The organism is Pseudomonas sp. S35, from assembly GCF_009866765.1.
GTDB lineage: Bacteria > Pseudomonadota > Gammaproteobacteria > Pseudomonadales > Pseudomonadaceae > Aquipseudomonas.
Genome location: NZ_CP019431.1, coordinates 2,815,356 through 2,840,836, shown reverse-complemented (window position 1 = coordinate 2,840,836; position 25,481 = coordinate 2,815,356). Strand labels below are relative to the sequence as shown.

Here is a 25,481-nt window from a genome sequence, read left to right as displayed (position 1 = left end):
GTCAATTCCCCGCCACAGCGGGCGACGCATCGCCGATCACCACCTTATCGCCCTCGGCCAGCCCCTCGAGGATCTGCACCTTGACGTTGTTGTTGATACCGGTCTTCACCTCACGCGGCACCGCCTTGCCCTTGGCATCCAGCACCCGCAGCGCGTAACGGCCATCCTTGTTGCGCGCCCCGAGCGCTGCCACCGGCACCATCAACGCGGCCTCGGCAGTGTCCAGCACGATGCGCACCTGGGCGGTCATGGCGATGCGCAGGCGATGGTCGGGGTTGGGCACATCGAACAGCGCGTTGTAGAACACCGCCGTATTCTGCTTGGGCGTGCCGGCGGTCTGGGTTTCGAGGAAGTTCTGCGGCGCCGGCTCGGTGCCGCGCAGCTTGGCGTAATAGCGTTTGTCGGCCTCGCCGAGGATGGTGAAATACACCTGCTGGCCGGGGCTGATATGAATCACATCCGCCTCCGACACTTGGGCCTTGACTGTCATCGTGTCCAGGTCCGCCAGCTTGAGCAGTACCGGCGCCAGTTGGCTGGCGATCACGGTCTGGCCTTCCTGGGTGACGATGCCGACCACATCGCCGTCGATGGGTGCATTGATGCGGGTGTAATCCAGGTTGATCTTGGCAGTGTCGATCTGGATATGCGCGCTTTTGATCTGCGCATCCAGGGCCAACAGATTGGCTTGCTGTACCTGGAAGGTCGACTCGGCGTCTTCGAAATCCTGGCGCGATACCGATTCGTCATCCTGCAAGCCCTTGTAGCGCTCATACACCGACTTGGCCTGCTTGAGCTGCGCCGCCGTGGCGCGACGCTGGGCCTGGAGGTTTTCTTCGTCCACCTGGGCCTTGCGCAGGGTGTTTTGCAGGATCAACGGGTCGATCTCGGCCAGCCACTGGCCCTTCTTGACCTTGTCGCCGACCTTGACCTTGAGCGACTTCAACTGCCCTGAGACCTGGGCGCCGACGTCGACCTGCTTGATGCCTTCGAGCAGGCCGGTGGCTAACACGGCGTTTTCGATATCACCGCGTTCGGCGCTGGCGGTGAGGTACAGCGGCGCGTCGGCCGGGGCCTGCACCGTGTAGATGATCAGGCTGATGGCCACGGCCAGTACGCTGAATAGGCCGATTTTGCGGAGTTTAGAGTTTTGCATAGGTGACCATATGATGTATGGAGATCAAAATGTGGGAGGGGCGGTGCGACGTTTCGACTTGCCCCCGATGAGCATGGCTATCTACACAACAAGCCTTCCCATCACGACACCACCTCCACCGCAACGCCTTCCAACCACCACGCAGCCAACCCCTGAACATTCGGCGCCTTGAGCAACGTGAAATGATTCCCCCAGCCATACCAAACCTGCAACCCACTGCCCTGGCGCTTCCAGCCCTCCACCATGCCCCCTTGCTCGCGCTGATTGCCTGCCGCATCCAGCGCCGGATCCTCGGCCAACACCAACCGCACCACCCCGCGATAGCGTTGTGCCGGGCGATACACCGTACGCAGTGCGACCGCGTAAGTGCGCGCCGGCCCCGCCATCGCGTCCGCACTGGCACGGAACGGCAATAACCCGGCCCCAACCATCCCGGTATGCAAGCCTTGGCGTTGCGCCACTTCATCGCTTGCGGCGAAAGCGTCGCGGTCGATGCCCAGGGACTTACCCGCCGCCAACTGCATTGCCTCGATCAACCTCAACAACGCCGCCGTCGTCGTATACGGCTGCCCCGCGCCGCCCGGCGCTTGACTGTCGATCACCGTCAACGACGCCACTTCCCGCCCAGCCGCCTGCAACCGCAGCGCCATCTCCAGCGCGACCCAACCGCCAAACGAATGCCCGACCAAATGCACCGGCCCGGTTGGAAACTCCTGCTCCAGCGCGGCCAGATAACACCGCGCCGCCGCTTCAACCTGGCTGTGGGGCACCGCTTCGCCATCCAGCCCTCGCGGTTGCAGGCCGAACAGCGGCCAGTCGCGCCCCAGCGCTGCGCTCAAGCCCACAAACCCGGTGACGCTGTCGCCCGCCCCCGGTACGCAGAACACCGGCGCATACCCGCTCTGGCCGCTCTGGATGCGCAACAACGGCTGGTGCGTCGCCTGCGACACCGCTGAACACACCGCCAATGCCTCTGTCATCGCCGCACCCAATGCACGGATATGCGGCGCCTGCATCATGCTCTGGTGATCCCCCGGCACCTCCACCTGGCGCAGTTGCCCAGGCGCCAGGGCCTCATCCCAACCCAGCGACACACTGCGCCGCGACAACTCGGTCGGCCGTTCCCGGGCGCTGAACAGATGCACCGCAGTCGGCAACGGGAACAGGCTGTAATGTGCCAGCGCATGCCCATGCCCGACTTCCCGCTCGATGAAACTCAAGAGGTCCGCATCCGTAGCCGCCGCCATTTGCGCGTATAGCAGACCTTGATCGCGACAGCGTTGCAGCAGACCTGCAACGTCCAGCTGTCCAATCTGCGCCTCCAACTGTTCAATCCTCGCCAGCTCATCCACGCCTCCCTGTGCGTTCCAATAGGCGCGGCACTGCAACAGCAAATGCCGCTTGAGCGCATCCGGCCCGCTCCAACGCGCCCTGCCCTGGTCGGTCAGGCGCGGCACGTAGCTGTCGATCAAGCCGAGGAACGCCACCGGCTCATCCTGCCCCAGCAACTGCATCGCCACTTCATAGGCCAGCACACCGCCAAATGACCACCCCGCGAGGCGATACGGGCCATGGGGCTGCAGGCCGCGAATCAGGCCGACCATCCGCGCAGCCAGCCCTTCCAGGGTGTCAAGGTGCGACTCACCGAGTGCCACACCCGGGAGGCCATAGATCGGGTAATCACCCGGCAGATGCTGGCCCAGCGCCGGGAAGTACACGTCCATGCCGCTGAACTCATGCACCAGAAACAGCGGCGCTTGCGAGCCGCTGCTGCGCACGGTGATCACTGCGCTGTCGCCCACCGGTTCATCCCCACGCTGGCGCAGCATCGCGGCCACGGCGGCCACGCTGGCGTGCTGGAACAGCTCGGCCAGGCTTACCGCCAGCCCCGCCCCGGCCATCAGGTTGACCAGGCGAATCGCCAACAGCGAATGCCCGCCCAGTTCAAAGAAACTGTCATGTCGGCCAACCTGTTCCAGCTTCAGCACCTCGGCCCACAGGTGCGCCAACGTCTGCTCCAGCGCGTCGGTCGGTGCTTCGAAAACACGACTGACCAGCGCGTCCAGGGCCGGCACCGGCAAGGCTTTGCGGTCGACCTTGCCGTTGGCCGTGAGCGGCAAGCGGTCCAGCGGCACATAGGCCGATGGCAGCATGTAGTCCGGCAATTGCCCGTGCAGATGGGCACGTACGCGGTCGATCCCGACGGGTTCGGCGGCCCAGGTGAAATACGCCACCAAGCGCTTGTCCCCCGGCGCATCTTCACGCGCCAACACCACCGCATCCTGAATCCCCACGCAGGTCATCAGGCGCGCTTCGATCTCTCCCAACTCGATACGGAAACCACGGATCTTCACTTGGTCGTCATTGCGCCCGATGCATTCGAGCAGGCCATCCACCGTCCAGCGGCCGAGGTCGCCGGTGCGGTACATCAGGGCACCTGGGTTGAACGGGTCTTGCACAAACTTTTCGGCGGTGAGGTCCGGGCGATTCAAATAACCCAGGGCCACGCCGTCACCACCGATGCAGATTTCGCCCGTCACGCCCTGGGGCACGGGTTGCAAGTACGCATCCAGCACATGCACCTGGGTGTTGGAGATAGGCCGCCCCACTGGCACGCTGTCGGCGTCGTCGGCCATCGCACGTACTTCATGGGTGGTGGCGTAGGTGGTGGTTTCCGTCGGACCGTAGCAATGCACCAGGCGCAACGTCGGCGCCTGGGCCAACAGGCTGCGAAACGCCGCAGGGTCGGCACGCTCGCCGCCGCACAGCAAGATACGCAAACTGGCCAGCGCGTCAGGAATCAGCTGCACGTACTGGTTGAACAGCGCCGTGGTAACGAACAGCACCGTCGCACCACGCAACGCCGCGCCGAATGCCGCAGGGTCGAGCAAGGTGGCGTGATCGACGACCTGCACCTGCCCACCGTTGAGCAACGGGCCCCATACGTCCATAGTGCTGGCGTCGAACGCCGGGTTGGAGGCGAACGCCACGCGGTCGCTGGCATTGAAGTCGGCGTAGCCGTTGTTGAGCACCAACCGCGTGATGCCGCGATGGGGCACCAGCACGCCCTTGGGTATACCGGTGGAGCCGGAGGTGTACATGATGTACGCCACGCTGTCCGAGGCTTGCGACAGATCCGGGTTATGGCTCGGCTGTGGATCGAGGGCCAGGGTGTCCAGGTCCAGGCGTTGCACCGCGTAGTCGATCACCGCATCGCTGCGGGTCAACAACCAGCGAGCAGCGCTGTCCTGCACCATGAACGCCTGACGCTCAGTGGGTGCGTTGATGTCCAGCGGCACATAGGCGGCCGCGCACTTCAACACTGCCAGTTGACCGATCAGCAGTTCGACAGAACGCGGCAGCAGGATCGCCACGTTATCGCCAGGATTCACGCCCAGGCCCAACAGGTAATGGGCCAGGCAATTGGCGCGGGCATTCAGCTCGCCGTAGCTCACGCGCTGCTCGCCATGCACCACGGCCAGTGCGTCGGGACGCGCCTGGGCCTGGGCTTCGAACAGGCGCTGCACCGTGTGTTCACGGGGGAAGTCACGGCTGCTGGCGTTGAACCCGATCTGCAACATGTGCTGTTCGGCGGCGGGCAGGATCGGCAAGCGGCTGATGGCGATGTCGCTGCCCTGTTCCAGCGCCTGCACCAGTTGCCCAAGGGCCACATTCAAGTAATCACACAGGCGTCGGGCGCCCTGCCCCGAGGCTTTCAAGGTGAAGCCATCGCCCAGGTCATCCACGCTCATCGACAGGCCGTAGTTGCTGTGCTCCTCGGCCTTGAGCAGTGCAATTCCCTGCCATGCCTCGGCGACGCCACCGGCCTGCGGCGCGCTGTGCCGATAGTTGAACAGCACGCTGAACAGCGGCGTGGCCACCGGCACACCGCTGCAACGCTGGGCCAATGCCAGCGGCGCGTGTTCATGGCTGAGCAGTTGGCTCAGGCGCGCATGGGTGGCGCGTGCGGCGTTACGGGCCGAGTGCTCGCCCAGGTCGACCCGCAACGGCAAGGTGTTGATAAACACGCCCATGGCCCGTTCGGCACCTTCACCGCCTTGCAAGCGGCCGAGCATCACGGTGCCGAACACCACCTGTTCACGGCCGGACACCTTGCCCAGCACTTGGGCCCATCCCAAGTGCATCAGGCTGGCGGCGCTGACACCCGACTGGCGCGCCTGGGTACGCAGGCGCTGGCTCAATCCGGGATCAATCGTCAGGCAGACCTGTTCATCAAGACCCAGGTTGGCCACTTCAGTGGGCTCGTCGATCTGGCCGAGCATGTCGCGGAAAAAACCTGCGTGATCGTCCCCGCCCAAGCACGTCTGCGCCACGTAGTTGCGATACGGCACAGGCATCCCCAGACGGTGTTGAGTGCCGAGCAGAAACGCCTGCATCTCGTGTTGCAGGATCTCCAGGGCGATGTGGTCCATGACCAGGTGATGGAACAGCAAGGTCGCCACCACACGCGGGGTTTCTTCACTGCACACCAGGCGCATCAACGGCGCCTGGGACAGGTCGAGGCGGTGTGGCAACGGCCCGCTTTCCACCCGCAGCGAAGCGTCGCGCCATACCACTTGCACCGGTTCTTCCAGGCCGTCCCAGTGGAACGACGAGCGCAGGATGTCGTGGCGCTGGATCACCGCCTGCAAGGCCAGGGCGAAGGCGTCCAGGCGCGTGATGGAATCAAAGGCAAACTGCGCCCGCAGCACATAGGCGTCCGCGCCCTGCTCGGCGCGATGGTGATAGAGCATGCCGGCCTGCAACGGCGCCAGCGGGTAGATGTCCTGCACATTTGCCGCACCACCGGGGATGCCGGCGACGATACGGTCGATGGCGGCTTGCCCCAGCGCGATCAGGGGCAGCATGTCCGGCGTGATCACGCTGCAACCGTCAACAATGCCATTGGCCGGCACCGCCACTTCGCGGCCACCGCCCAACGCCGCCGCCAAGGCCGACAGGGTCGGCTGACCGAACAGCACTTTCACATCCGCCGACAACCCCAGGCGGCGCATACGCCCCATCAGGCTCACCGCCAGCAACGAATGCCCGCCCAGTTCGAAGAAGTTGTCGTGACGCCCCACGCGCTCCACCTTGAGCAACTCGGCCCACAGGCTGGCCAGGGCGATTTCCGTATCGCCCTCGGGCGCCTCGTATTCGCGTACCGCCACCGAATCCAGGCCCGGCGCGGGCAGCGCCTTGCGGTCGAGCTTGCCGTTAGGGCCCAGGGGCAACGCGTCGAGGTGGACGAAGATGGCCGGCACCATGAACTCAGGCAGGTGCTGCAGCAAATGACTGCGCAGCACGTCAATGTCGCTGAAGGCTCCGGTGTAGTAAGCCACCAGACGGTGTTCGCGGGCGATCACGGCGGCCTCGCTGACCGCTGGGCACTCGGTCAGGCGCGCCTGGATCTCGCCCAATTCGATGCGCAGGCCACGGATTTTCACCTGGTCGTCGTTGCGCCCCAGGTACTCAATGTTTCCATCGGGCAAGTAGCGGCCGACGTCGCCGGTGCGGTACAGGCGGCCGCTGGTAAAGGGGTCTTGAAGAAAGCGTTCGGCGGTCAGTTGCGCACGGTTCAAGTAACCCCGCGCCACCTGCACACCGCCAATAAACAGCTCGCCGACCACGCCCAGCGGCACCGGCTGCAACTGCGCGTCCAGCAGGTACATGCGCGTATTGGCGATGGGTTTGCCGATCGGCGTGTTGTCCGGCGTCACCGCGCCGGTGCAGTTCCACGCGGTCACATCGACCGCCGCTTCGGTCGGGCCATACAGGTTATGCAGTTCACTGCCCGGCAACTGCTGCTTGAAGCGCCGCACCAGGCTGCCCGGCAGGGCTTCGCCGCTGCATATCACGCGCACCAGCCCCGCCGCCTGGCTCACGTCGCCATGGGCCAGGAACACGTCGAGCATCGACGGCACAAAGTGCAGCGTGGTGATGTGTTCGGCTTCAATCACCTCGCACAGGTACGCCGGGTCTTTATGCCCGCCGGGACGCGCCATCACCAGGCAGGCTCCGGTGAACAGCGGCCAGAAGAACTCCCAGACCGACACATCGAAGCTGAACGGGGTTTTCTGCAAGACCCGGTCCTGGGCCGTGAGCCCATATTCGTCCTGCATCCACAACAGGCGGTTGACCACACCGTCATGGTCGTTGATCACGCCCTTGGGCTGCCCGGTGGAGCCGGAGGTGTAGATCACGTAGGCACTCACCCCCTGCACCGCAGGGTTAGCCACAGGTTGCTGGTGCCAACTTGGTTGGTCCAGATCGACCACCGGCACCGCGCCCACCAGCGCACGGGTGGCGCCCTGGACCAGCACGACGGCAGGCGCGCTGTCCTCCAGCATGTAGGCGATGCGCTCCAGCGGGTACGCCGGGTCCAGCGGCACATAGGCCGCGCCGGCCTTGAGGATCGCGTACAGGCCGATGACCATGTCCAGGCCTCGCTCCACGCAGATCGCCACTCGCGCATCGGCCTGTACGCCCAGTTCCAGCAAGTGATGGGCCAGTTGGTTGGCCTGCGTGTTCAGGTCAGCGTAAGTCAGTTGCTGCTCGCCGGCCTTGAGCGCAATCGCGTGGGGCGTGCGTGCCACCTGGGCCTCGAACATCCCGTGCAAGGTCTGGTCGAGGTTGTAATCCACCTGGGTCGCATTGAAGTCGTACAACAGGTGCTGGCGCTCGCGCTCGTCCAGCAGCGGCGCATGCTCCAGCACCGCCTGGTCGTTATCGACCATGGCCTGCAACACGCGGGTGAAGTAGCCGACGTAACGCTGCACGGTGGCCTCGTCGAACAACGCCACCGCATACTCCAGCGCGCCGACAAGCGTGCCCTGCACTTCGCCCAGGTTCAGCGACAGGTCGAACTTGGCAAAGTGGCTGTTCTCCACAATCCCTTCCAGGGCCAGGTCGCCCAGGGCCAGGGTCGGCGCGCTGCTGTCCTGCCAGCTCAGCAGCGTCTGGAACAACGGGCTGTGGGCCAGGCTGCGCACTGGGCGGGTGAGTTCCACCACTTGTTCAAAGGGCAAGTCCTGATGGGCCTGCGCCGCCAAGGTCAGCGCCTTGACCCGCGCCAGCAACGCTTCGGTGCTCAGCGCGCCCGAGGTATCGATGCGCACCGCCAGGGTGTTGACGAACAGGCCGATCAGCCCTTCCACCTCACTGCGCGTACGGTTGGCCACCGGCGAGCCGATCACCACATCCGCCTGCCCCGACAGCCGCGCCAGCAACGAGGCCCAGGCGGTCAGTACGGTCATGTACAACGTGCTGCCGTGACGCTGGCTCAACGCTTTGAGCCCGGCGGTAAGGCGCTCGTCGAGGCGGATGTCCACGCTGCTGCCGGCGTAGTCCTGCTGCGCCGGGCGCGGGCGGTCGGTGGGCAAACTGAGCAACGCCGGCGCACCGGCCAGGGCCTGCTGCCAATAGCTGCTTTGGCGCTGTAGCACTTCGCCGCTGAGCCACAAGCGCTGCCACACGGCGAAGTCGCCGTACTGGATCGCCAGCGGCGGCAACGGGTCGGGCTGGCCGTGGCTGAACGCCTGGTACAGCGCCATCAGCTCGCGGGTCAGCACGCCCATCGACCAGCCGTCGGAGACGATGTGGTGCAGGGTCAGCAACAGCACATGGTGCTCGTCGGCCATCACCACTAGGCGCCCACGCAGCAGCGGGCCGCGCTCCAAGTCGAACGGCGCCGAGGCTTCGCCGTGGATCAACGCATCCAGCGCCTGCTGCGGTTGCGGGTGGCGGCGCAGGTCCTGCACTTGCAGTGGCAGCACGTCGTCGGCGGCGACGATCAGCACATGGGCATCGTCACCGTGCTGGGCGAAGCGACTGCGCAGGGTTTCATGCCGCGCCACAATCCGCGCCAGCGCCCGTTGCAAGGCCTGCACATGCAAGTGCCCACGCAAGCGCAAGCCAATGGGAATGTTGTAGGCCGTGTTGGCGCCTTCCATCAACGCCAGGAACCACAGGCGCTGCTGGGCAAATGACAACGGCACCGGCTCATCGCGGTTGGCCGCCACGATCGCCGGCAAGGTGCTGCGACCGGCCTGGGCCAGCACGTCGGCGACGGCGGCCAGTTCGGCGTTGGCAAACAGGTCGCCGAGCAGCAGCTCCACGCCCAGGCGCTGCCGCACCTGGGACACCATGCGCATGGCCAGCAGCGAGTGCCCGCCCAGTTCAAAAAAATGGTCGTGACGCCCAACGCGTTCGACCTGCAACACATCGGCCCAGATCTGCGCCAGGCTGCTTTCGATCTCGCCCTCGGGCGCCGCGTATTCGCGGGTAAACACGGCGGCCATGTCCGGCACCGGCAAGGCCTTGCGGTCGAGTTTGCCGTTGGTGGTCAAAGGCAGCGCGTCGAGCTTCATGAAGGCGACCGGCACCATGTAGTCCGGCAGGTGCGCCACCAGATGGGCGCGGATATCGCCGACTGCCAACGCATCCAGTTGCGGGTTCTCGGTGTAGTACGCCACCAGGCGCTCTTCGCGCACCAGCACTACCGCCTCCTGAACGCTTGGCAGGTGGTTGAGCTGGGTTTCGATTTCACCCAGCTCGATGCGTACGCCACGGATCTTCACCTGATCGTCGTTACGCCCCAGGTACTCGATATTGCCATCGGGCAACCAGCGCGCCAGGTCGCCGGTGCGGTACATGCGCCCGGCATTGAACGGGTCGTCGAGAAAGCGTTCGGCGCTCAGCTCTGGACGGTTCAGGTAGCCACGCGCCACGCCCTTGCCGCCCACATACATCTCGCCCGCCACGCCCAGCGGCACCACGCGTAGTTGCTCGTCCAACAGATACACCGTGGCATTGGCGATGGGCTTGCCGATATGCAACGCCTGCCCGGCCTCGACCTTGCCGGACGTGGCGACCACCGTGGCTTCGGTCGGCCCATAGTTGTTGATCAGCTCAAAACGCTGCGCCCGCCCGAACTGCCGCAGGCGGTCGCCGCCGATCAGCAAAGTGCGCAGGGTCGGGTGTTCGATGTGCTGGCTGAAGGCGTACTCGGCCACGGGCGTGGGCAGGAAGCACACGTCCAACGGCTGCGCGCACCACCAGGCCAGCAGCGCGTCGATGTCTTCGGGGCCGTCATGGGCCGGTGGCAGGTGCAGGGTCGCGCCGGCACACAGCGCCGGCCACACTTCCCAGGCCATAGCGTCAAAGCCAAACCCAGCAACGCTGGCGGTGTGGCGCCCGGCGCACAGGTCGAAGGCGCGGCAATGCCAGTCCACCAGGTTGGCCACGGTGTGGTGTTCGACCATCACGCCTTTGGGCAAACCGGTGGAGCCGGAGGTGTAGATCACATAGGCAAGGTGTGCCGGGGTCACGGCCACCGTGGGATTGTTCGCCGCATGGTGCTGCCAGGTGTAGCGGTCCAGGTTGATCACCGGCACGTCCAACTCCGGCAGGCGCTCAAGCAACGCGTGCTGGGTCAGCACCGCCACCGGGGCGCTGTCGCTGAGCAGGTAGGCCAGGCGCTCGGCCGGGTGGGATGGGTCTACCGGCACGTAGCAGGCGCCGGCTTTGAGGATCGCCAACAACCCGGCCAGGGTGTCCAGGCCACGGCGGGCGACGATGGCCACGCGGTCGTCGGGTTTGACGCCCAGCGCCAGCAGGTGATGGGCCAGCAGGTTGGCTTGCCCGTTGAGTTCGGCGTAGGTCAGTGAGTGCTCAAGCTGCACCGCCGCGATGGCATGGGGTGTGAGGGCGGCCTGGGCTTCGATGCGCCCGTGCAGGGTGGTGCCCTGGGGAAAATCAACCTGGGTGGCGTTGAACTGTTCCAGCAACAATCGCTGCTCGACGGCGGGCACCACTGGCACGTGGTTGAGCGCGGTGCCCGGCGCTTGCTCCAGGGCCGTCACCAGGTTTTCCAGGGCGGTTTGCAGGTAGGCGCAGACGCGCTGCGGGTCCACCTGGGTGCTGGCCAGCAGGCTCAGGCCGAAGTCTTCGCCCAGGTCATCCACGCTCAAGGTCAACGGGTAGTTGGTGCGTTCTTCAGCACTGAGGGCGGCGATGCCCTGCCACGCCGACACGGCTTCGGCACTGGCGGCGGGCGCGCTGTGGCGATAGTTGAGCAGCGCACTGAACAACGGCGTCGGCGCGACCACCCCGCTGCAACGCTGAGCCAGGGCCAACGGTGCATGCTCATGACGCAGCAGAGTGGTCAGCCGCGCGTGAGTCGCCTTGACCCCGGCGCGCACGTCCCGGCCGTCTACGTCCACGCGAAACGGCAAGGTGTTGATGAAGATGCCCAAGGCGCGGTCAGTGTCATGGCTGCCTTGCATGCGGCCCATCAGCACGGTGCCGAACACCACCTGTTGCTTGCCGGCCAATACGCCCAGCACCTGTGCCCAGCCCAGGTGAAACAGGCTCGCCGCGCTCACCCCCAACTGTCGCGCCTGGGTGCGTAAACGGCGGCTCAGCGTGGGCGCGAGCGGCAGGCTCAGCTCGGCAATACCGCGCGCATCGCCCTGCACATCCTGCAAGCCAAATGGCAAGGTCGGCTCGCTGATATCGCCGAGCATCTGGCGGAAGAAGCCCTCGTGTTCCTGCTCGCTGATGCCCAGCCGCGCCTGGGCCACATAGTTGCGAAACGGCACCGCCTGGCCCAACGCCGCGCCCTGCCCCAGCAGGCACGCCTGCATTTCATGGCACACCACTTCCAGGGCGCTATGGTCCAAGGCCATATGGTGAAACAGCAAGGTGGCGACGATACGCCCATTCACCGGGTCGTCGGCACGCACCAGGCGCAGCAGCGGCGCCTGGGTCACGTCGAGGCGATAGTGCCGGGCATCGAACAAGGCCTGCAGTTGGGCGGCGATCTCACCATTGGCCGGGTCCAGTTGCAGGGCCTGCACCGGCAGGCGCGCCGTGCGCCACACCACTTGCGACGGCTGTTGCAGGCCTTCCCAGACCACGCCGGTACGCAGGATGTCATGGCGGTCCATCACCGCTTGCAGTGCCTGGGCGAATGCCTCGAAGCGCGCCAGGCTGTCGAACGCGAACTGCGATTGCATCACGTACGGGTCGCCCTGCTCGGCGCTGACATGGTGGAACAGGATGCCTTCCTGCAACGGCGCCAGCGGGTAGATGTCCTGGATATTCGCCACGCCGCCGTCGACCGTGGCGACGATGTGGTCGATGTCGTCCTGGCTGAGGCTGGACAGGGTCAGCATGGCCGGGGTGATGTGTTCGGCGCCGGCCGCGATGCCATTGGCCGGCACGTCGACTTCACCGGCCTTGGTCGCCGAATACTCGCCGGCCTTGATCAGCGCGATCAGCCCCGGTTTGTGCTCGCGCAAGGCGGCGAGGATCGCCGGGTCGCTCAAGGCTTGCTTGTTGCCTTGCACCGACAACTGCTCGCCCTTGAGCGCCAGTTGGATGTCTTTGGTTTTCAGGGTTGCCAGCAGCTCAAAGAGGCTCACAGGACGATCTCCATTCGTTCGGTCATTGCGGCGTAGCCGGCCAGGGTCGGCTGTTCGAACAGCGCCCGCACATCGGCTTCCATGCCTTCCTGGCGCAAGCGCCCGATCAAGCTCACGGCAAGCAAAGAATGCCCGCCCAATTCAAAGAAATTATCCTGGCGGCCGACCCGCTCTACGTTGAGCAACTCGGCCCACAGGCTGGCCAGCAGGATTTCGGTGTCGCCTTCGGGCGCTTCGTACTCACGCACATTCAGCGCTTGCAGGCCGGGCACCGGCAGGGCCTTGCGCTCGAGTTTGCCGTTGGGGCTCAGGGGCAGCGCGTCGAGGTGCACGAACAGCGCGGGCACCATGAAGTCCGGCAGGTGTTGCAGCAGGTGGGCGCGCAGTGCCTCGATCTCGGTGTGCGTACCGGTGTAGTAGGCGACGAGGCGATCTTCACGGGCGACCACCGCCGCTTCGCTGACCTGGGGATGCTCAAGCAGTCGCGCCTGGATTTCCCCCAGTTCGATGCGCAGGCCGCGGATCTTCACTTGGTCATCATTGCGGCCCAGGTATTCGATATTGCCGTCGGGCAGGTAACGCCCAAGGTCGCCGGTGCGGTACATCCGCCCCTGGATGAACGGGTCATCAAGGAAACGCTCGGCGGTCAGCTCAGGGCGATTCAGGTAACCCCGCGCCACCTGCACGCCGCCGATGAACAATTCGCCGACCACGCCCAGTGGCACCGGCTGCAACTGGGCATCCAGCACATACATGCGCGTATTGGCGATGGGCTTGCCGATGGGGGTGTTGTCCGGCACGTCGGGGCGTGCGCAGTTCCAGGCGGTCACGTCCACCGCGGCTTCGGTGGGGCCGTACAGGTTGTACAGGCCGATCCCCGGCAACTGCGTTTTGAAGCGCCGCACCAGGCTGCCCGGCAGCGCTTCGCCGCTGCACATCACGCGCGCCAGCCCAGCCGCCTGGGTCACGTCGCCATGGGCCAGGAACACATCGAGCATCGACGGCACAAAGTGCAGCGTGGTGATCTGTTCGGCTTCGATCACCTCGCACAGGTACGCCGGGTCTTTATGCCCACCGGGACGCGCCATGACCAGGCGTGCGCCGGTGAACAGCGGCCAGAAGAACTCCCACACCGACACGTCGAAGCTGAACGGGGTTTTCTGCAACACCGCGTCATGGGCCTTGAGGCCATAGGCGTCCTGCATCCACAACAACCGGTTGACCACACCGGCGTGCTCGTTGATCACGCCTTTGGGCTGGCCGGTGGAGCCGGAGGTGTAGATCACGTAGGCCTGGTGCCGGGCAGTCAGGCCAGGGACCTCGGGGTTGCTCGCGGGCTGATGCTGCCAGGTGGACGGGTCCAGATTGAGCAGCGGCACGTCCCCCAGCAAGGCCACGGTAGCGTCCTCGGCCAGCACCACCACGGGCGCGCTGTCGTGCAGCATGTAGGCGATACGCTCCAGCGGGTACGCCGGGTCCAGCGGCACATAACCGCCACCGGCCTTGAGGATCGCGAACAGGCCGATGACCATGTCCAGGCCACGCTCCAGGCAAATCCCCACCCGTGCATCCGGCTGCACGCCCAGTTCGCGCAGATGATGGGCCAGGCGGTTGGCCCGCTCATTGAGGTGTTGGTAGGTGAGGTGTTGCTCGCCGGCCTGCACCGCAATGGCGTGTGGCGTGCGCTGGACTTGCGCCTCGAACATCCCGTGCAGGGTCTGGTCGAGGTCGTAGTTCACCTCGGTGGCGTTGAACGCTACCAATAGTTTGTGCCGCTCCTCGGCCCCCAGGATCGGCAGGCGATTGAGCGCCTGGTCCGGTGCCTGCTCCAGGGTTTCGACCAGGCCGGCCAGGGCCACTTGCATGTACCCGCAGACCCGTTGCGCATCCACCTGGGCCAACGCCGTCACCACATAGCCATCCCCCAGGTCATCCACGTTCAGGGTCAGCGGGTAGTTGGTGCGTCCGTCGTTGACTAGGGTCTGCATACCCTCCCAAGCCTGTTGCGCGGCCTCGGAACGGGTGGCGGCGCCGCGATGGCGATAGTTGAGCATTGAACTGAACAACGGCGCGGGGGCGGCCACACCGCTGCAACGCTGGGCCAGGGCCAGGGAGGCGTGTTCATGGCCGAGCAACGCAGTGAGCCGGGTGTGAGTGGCACGCACCGCCGCGCGGGCGCCCTGATCGTCGATATCCAGGCGCAAGGGCAAGGTATTGATAAACACGCCCAGCGCACGGTCGGCCCCTTCGCCGCCTTGCAGGCGGCCCACCAGCACGGTGCCGAACACCACGCTGTGGCGCCCGGACGTCGCCGCCAGGACTTGGCCCCAGGCCAGGTGGAACAAACTGGCGCTGCTCACCCCAAGCAAACGCGCCTGGGCACGCAGGCGGCGGTTGAGGTCGCTGCCAAGGTGCAGGCAGTGCTCCTCGATGGCGTTGCCGTCGCCGCGCACGTCGTGCAGGCCGAATGGCAGGGTCGGCTCGTCGACATCGCCGAGCATGGCGCGAAAGAACGTTTCGTGCTCCTGCTCACTGACCCCCAGGCGCGCCTGGGCCACGTAATTGCGGTACGGCATCGGTGCAGCGCTCGGCGCCGGGTGCCCCAGCAGGTAACCCTGCATTTCCCGCAGCACCACGTCGAAGGCGGTGTGGTCCAGGGCGATATGGTGATAGAGCAGCACCACGACCACGCGCTGGTTGGCCGGATCTTCGGCATAGGCCAGGCGAATCAACGGCGCCTGACTGATGTCCAGGCGGTAGCGCCGCGCATCAAAACGAGCATGCAGGCCGGCCAGTACATCGCCTTCAAGGTGCAGCTGTTCAAGGGGCAACCGAGCCTTGCGCCACACCACTTGCAGCGGTTGCACAAGCCCTTGCCACACCACGCCGGTGCGCAGGATGTCGTGGCGGTCGATCACCTGTTGCAGCGCCTGGGCAAAGGCCTGCAGGCGCTCGATGCTGTCGAACGCCAGGTGCGATTGCAGCAGGTACGGATCACCCTGCTCGGCCGTGAGGTAGTGGTAGAGAATGCCTTCCTGCAACGGCGCCAATGGGTAGATGTCCTGCACATTGGCCGCGCCGCCGGGCACCTGGGCGACCACTCGGTCAAGGGTGGATTGGTCGAGTTGCACCAGCGCCAACAGCTCCGGGATCAGGCGCTGGCAGTCGACCGGGATGCGGTTGACGGGCACCTGCACTTCACGCCCACTGCCCACCGCCGCCGCCAGCGCGGCCAGGGTCGGCTGGCTGAACAGCACGCGCACATCGGCACTGAGGCCAACCTGGCGCATACGTTCGATCAGGCTGACCGCCAGTAACGAATGGCCGCCCAGCTCGAAGAAATGATCGTGGCGCCCCACCTGCTCGACCTGTAGCACCTCGGCCCAGATCCCGGCCAGGGTGGTTTCCACCTCGCCCTGCGGTGCTTCGTAGTCACGGTTCAGCAACGCGGCCTGATCCGGTGCCGGCAAGGCACGACGGTCGAGTTTGCCATTGGCGGTCAGGGGCAGCGCGTCGAGTTTCACGTAGGCCACCGGAACCAGGGCCTGCGGCAAGTGCGCTTGCAGTTGCTCGCGCAGGCTTTCGATCAGCAGCGGCTGTTGCGCGGTGAACCACGCGATCAGGCGGCCGTCGCGCACCAGCACCACGGCTTCGCCAACGCCTGGCAGTGCCGCCAGGCGGCTTTCGATTTCGCCCAGTTCGACGCGCACGCCACGGATTTTCACTTGGTCATCGTTGCGCCCCAGGTACTCGATATTGCCATCGGGCAACCAGCGCACTCGGTCGCCGGTGCGGTACATGCGCCCTGCCTTGAACGGGTCTTGCAGGAAGCGTTCGGCAGTCAAATCCGCACGATTCAGGTAACCCCGCGCCACGCCGCTGCCGCCCACATACAGTTCACCGGCAACCCCCACCGGCACCGGTCGCAACTGCGCGTCGAGCACATAGACGCTGGCATTGGCGATAGGTCGACCGATATGCAGCGCCTGCCCGGCACGCACGCGGCCCGAGGTGGCGACCACCGTGGCCTCGGTAGGGCCGTAGTTGTTGATCACCGCAAAGCGCCGCTCCTGGGTGAACTGGCGCAGGCGATCGCCGCCGATCAGCAGGATGCGCAAGGTGGGGTGATGCAGGTCCTGGCTGAACGCGTATTCAGCCACCGGTGTGGGCAGGAAGCTCACGTCCAGGGGCTGCGCCAGCCACCAGGCGAGCAGCGCGTCGATGTGTTCATTGCCTACGTCGGCCGGCGGCAGGTGCAGGGTGGCGCCCACGCACAGCGCCGGCCAGACCTCCCAGGCCATCGCATCAAAGCCAAACCCGGCGACGCTGCTGGTGTGGCTCACGGCGCTCAGGCCGAAGGCTTCGCAGTGCCAGTGCACCAGGTTTTCCACGCTGCGGTGTTCCACCATCACGCCTTTGGGCTGGCCGGTGGAGCCGGAGGTGTAGATCACATAGGCCAGGTGGGCCGGGGTCAAGGCGGCGCGCTGCGGATTGCTGACAGGGTGGTGCCAGGTTGCATGCACGTCGATGCTGGCGACGCCGCCCAGCAGGTCGCGGGTGCTCGCTTCGGCCAGCACCGCCACCGGGGCGCTGTCCTGCAACAGGTAGGCAATGCGCTCGGCGGGATAGGCCGGGTCAATCGGTACGTAGCCGGCGCCGGCCTTGAGAATCCCCAGTAACCCCACCAGCATCTGCGGGCCACGCCGGCAGCACAGGGCGACGCGGTCGTCCGGCTGCACACCCTGTGCAAGCAGCTGATGGGCGAGTTGGTTGGCGCGCTGGTTGAGCTGCTGATACGTCAGCGACTCGCCGTCCTGCACCACGGCGATGGCGTGGGGTTGGCGGTCGGCCTGGACTTCAAAGGCGCCATGCACCGTGTGGCCGGTCGGGAAATCCGCCGCCGTGGCGTTGAACTCGCGCAGCAAGGTTTCGCGTTCGCTGGCGGGGAGAATATCCAGCTGATTGAGCGGGCTATGCGCGGGGTCTTCCAGGCTATCGACCAAGCGCTCGATGGCATTCGCCATGTACGCACACAGGCGCTGGGCGCCGATGCGGGGCAAGGCCAGCACGTTCAGGCCGAAGCCGTCACCCAGGTCGTCGACGCTCAGGGTCAGCGGGTAGTTGCTGCGTTCTTCACCGCCCAGCAGGTGCACGCCCTCCCAGATCCCCTGGCCGTCGCGGGCCATTGCGTCGGGGTCGCTGTGACGGTAGTTGAGCAACGCGCTGAACAGCGGCGTTGCCGCCGGCACGCCGCTGCAACGCTGGGCCAGGGCCAGGGACGCGTGTTCATGGCCGAGCAAGGCGCTCAAGCGTGCATGGGTGGCCTTGACGGCGGCGACCGCGCTGGCGGCGGTGTCCACCCGCAGCGGCAAGGTGTTGATGAACATCCCCAGCGCGCGGTCCGCGCCATCGCCAGCCTGCATACGGCCCATCAGTACGGTGCCGAACACCACCTCGTCACGCCCGGATACGCGGCCCAGCACCTGGGCCCAGGCCAGGTGCATCAGGCTCGCCGCGCTCACGCCGAATCGACGCGCCTGCTCACGCACGCGCCGGGCCAATGCCGCCTCCAGGTGGTGTTCGGCCTCCTGGATATCACGGCCGTCGCCCTGCACGTCCTGCACGCCGAAGGGTAAGGTGGGCTCATCCACCTCGGCGAGCATCTCGCGAAAGAACTGCTCATGTTCCGCCTCGCTCACACCCAGGCGTGCCTGGGCCACGTAGTTGCGAAACGGCGCAGCCTCGGGCAAGTCCTGAGACCGGTTGAACAGGAACGCACCCATCTCCTGGCCCACCACATCCATCGCGGTGTGATCCAGCGCCAGGTGGTGAAACAGCAGGATCGCCGCCACACGTTCATTCACTGGGTCCAGGGCGTAGACCATGCGCAAAAGCGGCGCCTGGGTGATGTCCAGACGGTAATGCCGCGCATCAAAGCGGGCGTGCAGTTGTTCGAGGATGTCGCCGTCGGCGGGATCAAGGTTGACCGCCTGCACCACCAACTGCGCCTCGCGCCAGACCACCTGCACCGGGCTGTCCAGGCCTTCCCAGACCACGCCGGTGCGCAGGATGTCGTGGCGGGCCGCGACCTGTTGCAGCGCGCCCATAAAACCGTGCAACCGCTCAAGGCTGTCGAAGGCCATGCGCGATTGCAGCAGGTACGGGTCGCCCTGCTCGGCGCTGAGGTGGTGGTACAGGATGCCTTCCTGCAACGGCGCCAGCGGGTAGATATCCTGCACATTCGCCGCACCACCGGGGACGTTGGCAATGATGCGGTCGATGGCGCCCTGGTCGAGTTGCACCAGGGTCAGCATCGCTGGCGTGATGTGGGTGCAGCCCGCGGCAATACCATTGGCCGGCACCACCACCTCCCGCCCACTGCCCACCGCCGCGGCCAGCGCGGCCAGGCTTGGCTGGCTGAACAGCACCCGCACATCCGCGCTCAAGCCCGCCTGGCGCATGCGTTCGATCAGGCTGACCGCCAGCAAAGAGTGCCCGCCCAACTCAAAGAAATGGTCATGCCGGCCCACGCGGTCGAGCTTGAGCAGGTCCTGCCAGATCTGCGCCAGCTGGCGCTCCACTGCGCCTTCCGGCGCTGCATAACCACGGCTGAGCAGCGCGCTTGCATCCGGCACCGGTAGGCCTTTGCGGTCCAGCTTGCCGTTGGCGGTCAGCGGCAGCAGCTCCAGCCAGACATACGCCGATGGCACCATGTAGTCCGGCAACTGGCCTTGCAGATGGGCGCGCAACGCCTCAATCGGCAGCGGCGCGCCAGCGGTGTAGTAGGCCACCAGGCGCTTGTCGCCGGGTTCGTCCTCACGCACCCGCACCACGGCGTCGTTCACACCGGCGAAGGTCGTCAGGCAGGCTTCGATTTCACCCGGCTCGATGCGAAAGCCGCGAATCTTCACTTGCAGGTCGTTGCGCCCCTGGTACAGCAAGGTGCCGTCGGGCTGCCAGCTCGCCAGGTCGCCTGTGCGGTACAGCACGCCCTCGCCAAACGGGTTCGGGATAAATTTTTCGGCAGTCAGTTGCGGCTGGTTCAAGTACCCCTTGGCCACGCCCGCACCACCGATGTACAGCTCGCCGATCGCACCCAAGGGCAACAGTTGCTGGCGCGCATCCAGCACGTAGGCCTGGGCATTTGCCATTGGCCGGCCTATCGGAATGCTGCCCTCGCCCACCTGGGTGATTTCATAGGTGGTGGAAAAGGTCGTGGCTTCCGTCGGCCCGTAGCCGTTGAGCAGGTGCTGGGGCTTGCCGTGCTGGAGCACGCGGCCGATCACCTGCGGGTCGAGCACATCGCCGCCGACGATCAGGTAACGCAACTGCGCGAATACCGGCAGCAGCGCTTCGGCGTACTGGTGGAACAGCCCGGCGGTCATCCAAAGCACGCTGACGGATTGCTCCTGCAACAGTGCGGCAAACGCGGCCTGGGACAGCAGCACCGCATGCTCGACCACCACCACGCAGCCACCATTGAGCAACGGCGCCCACACATCGAGGGTGCTGGCATCGAACGCCGGGTTGGAGGCGAAGGCTACGCGGTCCTGCGGGGTGAACGCGGCATAGCCGTTGTTGAGCACCAGGCGCGAGATTGCCCGGTGCGGCACTTGCACACCCTTGGGCGCGCCCGTGGAGCCGGAGGTGTAGAGGATGTACGCCACGCTTTCGGAGGAAAGGACGACTTCGGGGTTGCGCGGCGACAGTGCGTCCAGGTTGAGGTCGGCCAGGGTGTTGAGCACGCGCCGCGCACCGCTGTCCTGCACGATAAACGCCTGGCGCTCCAGTGGCGCGTTGACGTCCAGCGGCACATACACGGCGCCGCACTTGAGGATCGCCAGTTGGCAGATCAGCAGGTCGAGGCAGCGCGGCAACGCAATCGCCACGCTTTCCCCCGGTTGCACGCCCTGGTTGATCAGGTGATGGGCCAGGCGGTTGGCGCGGCGATTGAGATCGCGATAGCTCAAGGACAGTTGGCCGTGCACGGCCGCCACGGCGTCGGGACGCGCCAGGGCCTGGGCCTCGAATAACTGGTGCACGGTCAGGTGCGATGGGTAATCGCGGGCGGTGGCGTTGAACGCCACCAGCAATTGGTTGCGCTCGGCCGGCGGCACAATCGACACGCCGTGCACGGGCGTGGTCGGTGCCTGTTGCAACGCAGTCACCAGATGGCGCAAAGCGGTGAGCATGTAATCGCCGACGCGTTGCACGTCCAGGGTGGCCACGCCTTGTACGGTCAGCGCGAAACCTGTGCCCAGGTCGTCGACGTTGAGCACCAGCGGGTAGTTGCTGCGCTCTTCGGAACTCAGGATCTGGATGCCGGAGGCGGCAAACGGACTGTCACCCGGCGCTTCGTCCGGCGCGCTGTGGCGATAGTTGAGCAGCGTGGCGAACAACGGCAACGAACCCGGCACCCCGCTGCAACGCTGGGCCAGAGACAACGGCGCGTGCTCATGCCCGAGCAACTGCGCCAGGCGTGCATGGGTGGCACGCACGGCGGCTTGTACACCAACGGCGCCGACGCTGACCCGCAGCGGCAAGGTGTTGATAAACATACCCAGCGCCCGGTCGGCGCCCTCGCCACCCTGCATGCGGCCGAGCAGCACGGTGCCGAACACCACGTCCGGTTGGCCGCAGACTTGCCCCAGCACCTGTGCCCAGGCCAGGTGCACCAGGCTCGCGGTGCTCACGCCCAATTGCCGGGCCTGTTCGCGCAGGCCCTGGCTCAGTGCCGCGTCCAACGGCAGATGGGCGTCGACAATGCCGCTGCCGTCGCCATGCACGTCCTGCAAGCCGAAGGCCAGGGTCGGCTCGTCGATATCGCCCAGCATCTCAGTAAAGAACGCTTCATGCTGCGCCTGGCTGACCCCAAGGCGCGCCTGGGCCACGTAGTTGCGGTACTGCACCGCGTCGGGCAGTTGCGCGCTGCGCCCGGACAGGCTGGCGCTCATCTCTTGCACCAACACCTGCAAGGCAGTGTGGTCGAGCAGGATATGGTGCAGCAGCAGGATGCCGACGAAGCCGCCTGGCGCTTCGGCGTAGGCCAGGCGCATCAAGGAGGCGCGGGACAGATCGAGGCGGTGGTGGCGTGGGTCGAAGCGTTGTTGCAGGTGAGCCAGGGCGTCCACGTGTTGGGTTTCGAGCCGTTCAACGGCCAACGGCGCCTGGCGGCAGACCACTTGCACCGGTTCGTCCAGGCCTTCCCAGAGGATCGCGGTGCGCAGGATGTCATTGCGTTCGATCACGCTGTGCAGCGCCTGGATAAACGCATCCACTGCCGCTTGATCGTCGAAGCCCAACTGCACCTGCAACACGTAGGGGTCGCCGTCGGTGGTTGCCAGGTGGTGATACAGAATGCCGGCCTGCAACGGCGCGAGGCCGTAGATGTCCTGCACATTGCCGATGCCACCGGGCACCTGTTGCAGGATATGGTCGATGGCGGCCTGATCGAGATCGACCAGCGCCAGCATGTCCGGGGTGATGACGGCGCTGCCTGCGTGGATCCGGTTGACCGGCACCTGTACTTGCCGTTGCCCGCCCACTGCGGCGGCAAGTGCGGCCAGGGTGGGTTGGCCGAACAACACGCGCACATCGGCGCTGAGGTCGACCTGGCGCATGCGTTCGATCAGCTTGACCGCCAACAGGGAATGGCCGCCCAGTTCAAAGAAGTTGTCGTCGCGGCCAACGCGGTCGAGTTTGAGCAGGTCTTGCCAGATCGTCGCAATCGCTGTTTCGACGGGGCCGTGTGGCGCCTCGTAGCCACGCCGCGCCAACGCGTCGGCATCCGGCACGGGCAAGGCCTTGCGGTCGAGTTTGCCGTTGGCGGTCAGCGCGAAGGCGTCCAGCAACACGAAGGCGCTGGGCACCATGTGCTCGGCCAAGCTCAAGCGCAAGTGATCGCGCAGCGCCGCGACGCTGATGTGGCCCTCGGCGATCACATAAGCCACCAAGCGCTGGTCACCCGGCGCGTCTTCGCGGGCGATGACCACCGCGTCGCGCACACCGTGGGCAGTGGCGAGGCGCGCCTGGATTTCGCCCAGTTCGATGCGAAAACCACGGATTTTTACCTGGTCGTCGTTGCGCCCCAGGTATTCCACGCTGCCATCGGCCAACAGGCGGCCGAGGTCGCCGGTCTTATACAAGCGCTGGCCGGTGGTCGGGTCGATCAGGAAGCGCTCGGCGGTCAATTCGGCACGGTTCAGATACCCCCGCGCCACGCCGGCGCCGCCGACGTACAACTCGCCGACCACACCCAGTGGCACCGGCTCGCGGTACGCGTCCAGCACATACAGTTGCAGGTCGGGGATGCGCACGCCAATCGGGCTCACGCCCACCAAGTGCGCATCCGCCGCGTGCAGTGCGCGATAGGTCACGTGCACGGTGGTTTCGGTGATGCCGTACATGTTCACCAGTTGCGTGCCGGCATTGATCGCACGGGCGTACCACGGCTTGAGCATGCCCGGCTCCAGGGCTTCGCCGCCGAAAATCACCTGGCGCAGGGAATGCGCCTGGGGGCTGTTGCCCTGGGCCGCAATCAACTGGCGGAACGCGCTGGGCGTCTGGTTCAAAATGCTCACGCCGGCTTCGCACAGCAGCGTGTAGCACTCGTCCGGCGAGCGGCTGACCAGTTGCGGCACGATCAGCAACTGGCCGCCGTGCATCAAGGCGCCCCAGATTTCCCACACAGAGAAGTCGAACGCGAAGGAATGGAACAGCGCCCACACATCGTTGCCGTTGAAGCCAAACCAATGCTCGGTGGCGGTGAACAAGCGGGCGACCTGGCGGTGTTCGATCATCACGCCCTTGGGCTGGCCGGTGGAGCCGGAGGTGTAGATCACATAGGCCAGGTGTTGCGGGCTGACCGCGACACGCGGGTTGACCAAGGACTCGCCGCGCAGGCCATTGAGGTCAATCTGCGCCAGTTCGCCGACCAGGTGGCGGGTGTTGGCCTGCACCAGCACCGCCAGCGGTTGGCTGTCTTGCAGGGTGTAGGCGATGCGTTCCAGCGGATACGCCGGGTCGATCGGCACATAACCCGCGCCGGCCTTGAGGATGCCCAGCAGCCCGATGATCATCTCCGGGCCACGCTCCACGCAGATCGCCACGCGGTCGTCGGGGCGCACGCCCTGGGCCAGCAGGCGATGGGCGACCTGGTTGGCGCGTTCGTTGAGTTGGCGATAGCTGAGGCGTTGCTGCTCGAAACGCAGGGCGATGGCTTCAGGGTGGGCAGCGGCGTGGGCTTCGACCTGCTGGTGGATCAGCGCGGTGTCGGCGTAGGTGCGAGGGGTATTGTTGAGGCTGTGCAGCAGGTGGTGACGCTCGGTCTCAGGCAGGATATTCAGGCCGCTCAGCGGCATCTGCGGTCGGTGCTCAAGGGCATCGGCCAGGCTATGGAGCGCTGTGTGCAGGTAACTCGCCACACGCGCTGCGCCAATGGAGGCGTCCACCATCACTGTCAGGGCGAAGCCTTCACCCAAGTCATCCACATTCACCGTCAGCGGGTAGTTGGTGCGCTCCTCGGCGCCTAGCACCTGGATGCCTTCGGCGACCTCGATCACCTCGGCCATGTCGGTAGCGGCGCTGTGGCGATAGTTGAGCATCGCGCTGAACAGCGGCGTCGGCGCGGCCACACCACTGCACCGCTGGGCCAGCGCCAGTGAGGCATGCTCATGATTGAGCAACGTGGTAAGCCGCTCATGGGTGGCCTTGACCCCGGCGCGCACGCCCTGCCCGCCCACATCCACACGCAGCGCCAAGGTGTTGATGAACATCCCCAGCGCGCGCTCACCGCCCTCGCCCGCGCCCATGCGACCGAGCATCACCGTGCCGAACACCACCGCCTCACGGCCGGACACTGCGCCCAATACCCGCGCCAACGCCAGGTGCATCATGCTCGCCACGCTGACACCCAATGGCCGCGCCAGGCTGCGCAGGCGATGGCCCAGATCGCTGTCGACCGGGGTACGCACCTCCTCAATCCCCTGGCCATCGCCCTGCACGTCCTGCAAGCCAAACGGCAGGGTCGGCTCATCGATATCCGCCAGCATCTCGCGGAAAAACGCTTCATGGGCCTGCTCGCTGACGCCATGCCGCACTTGGGCGATGTAGCTGCGAAACGCTACCGGCTCAGCAGCCTGCGCTTGCTGCCCGGCCAGGTACAGCTGGATTTCATGGCGCACCACATCCAGCGCGGTGTGGTCGAGGATGGTGTGGTGGAACAGCAGCATGGCCACGACACGCTGATTGGCGAGATCGTCGGCAAACACCAGGCGCAGCAACGGCGCCTGGCCCAGGTCCATGCGGTAGGTGCGGGCGTCGTAGCATTCGATCAGTTGAGCCAGGGCATCGCCACCGCTGAAATGCGCCTCCTCGCAGGCCAGGGTTGCCTTGCGCCACACCACTTGCAGCGGCTCGTCCAAACGCTCCCAGATCATGGACGAGCGCAAAATATCGTGACGGTCGATCACCCATTGCAGCGCCTCGGCAAAGGCATGCAGGCGTGTGCGGCTGTCGAACACAAACTGCGCATGCAGCACGTAAGGATCGCCCTGCCCGGCCGAGAGGTGGTGATACAGCATGCCCTCCTGCAACGGCGCCAACGGGTAGATATCCTGCACATTCGCCGCGCCACCGGGGATGGCCGCGACGATACGGTCGATGGCCGGTTGCTCGAGATTGACCAAGGGCAACATGTCCGGCGTAATACGGTAGGCCGGGCTCAGCCAATCCCCGCCATGCTCCGCCACCAGCGCCAGCAGTTGGGGTTTGTGGGCGATCAACTGATCCCACAGCCCGTCATCCAACGCCTCATCGTCGCCAAGGATGATCAGGTCGCCGTCTTCCCGTTGCAGACGGATCGCGTGGGTGGAAATCGCTGCCAATAATTCGCTGAACTGCAT

At 65.8% G+C, this 25,481-nt stretch carries 3 protein-coding genes; all 3 read right to left on the bottom strand.

Features of this window, described 5'->3' with window-relative positions:
- Nucleotide 1: 1 nt before the first annotated feature.
- Entirely contained in the window at nt 2–1,153 is a 1,152-nt protein-coding gene (macA, locus tag PspS35_RS12620) for a macrolide transporter subunit MacA (protein ID WP_159934916.1), read from the bottom strand.
- Between the two features lie 101 nt (nt 1,154–1,254).
- Nucleotides 1,255–12,579: a non-ribosomal peptide synthetase gene (locus PspS35_RS12615; protein WP_159934914.1), complete on the bottom strand. Its 11,325-nt coding sequence runs from the start codon at nt 12,577–12,579 to the stop codon at nt 1,255–1,257.
- Nucleotides 12,576–25,481 (bottom strand): non-ribosomal peptide synthetase, encoded by a 12,906-nt coding sequence (locus PspS35_RS12610; protein WP_159934912.1) that lies wholly within the window; start codon nt 25,479–25,481, stop codon nt 12,576–12,578. The genes PspS35_RS12615 and PspS35_RS12610 overlap by 4 nt, the downstream gene beginning before the upstream one ends.

What these genes read in the sequence shown, in the direction of transcription:
- macA (WP_159934916.1), bottom strand. Translation starts at nt 1,153, where the DNA reads ATGCAAAACTCTAAACTCCGCAAAATCGGCCTATTCAGCGTACTGGCC.
- PspS35_RS12610 (WP_159934912.1), bottom strand. Translation starts at nt 25,481, where the DNA reads ATGCAGTTCAGCGAATTATTGGCAGCGATTTCCACCCACGCGATCCGT.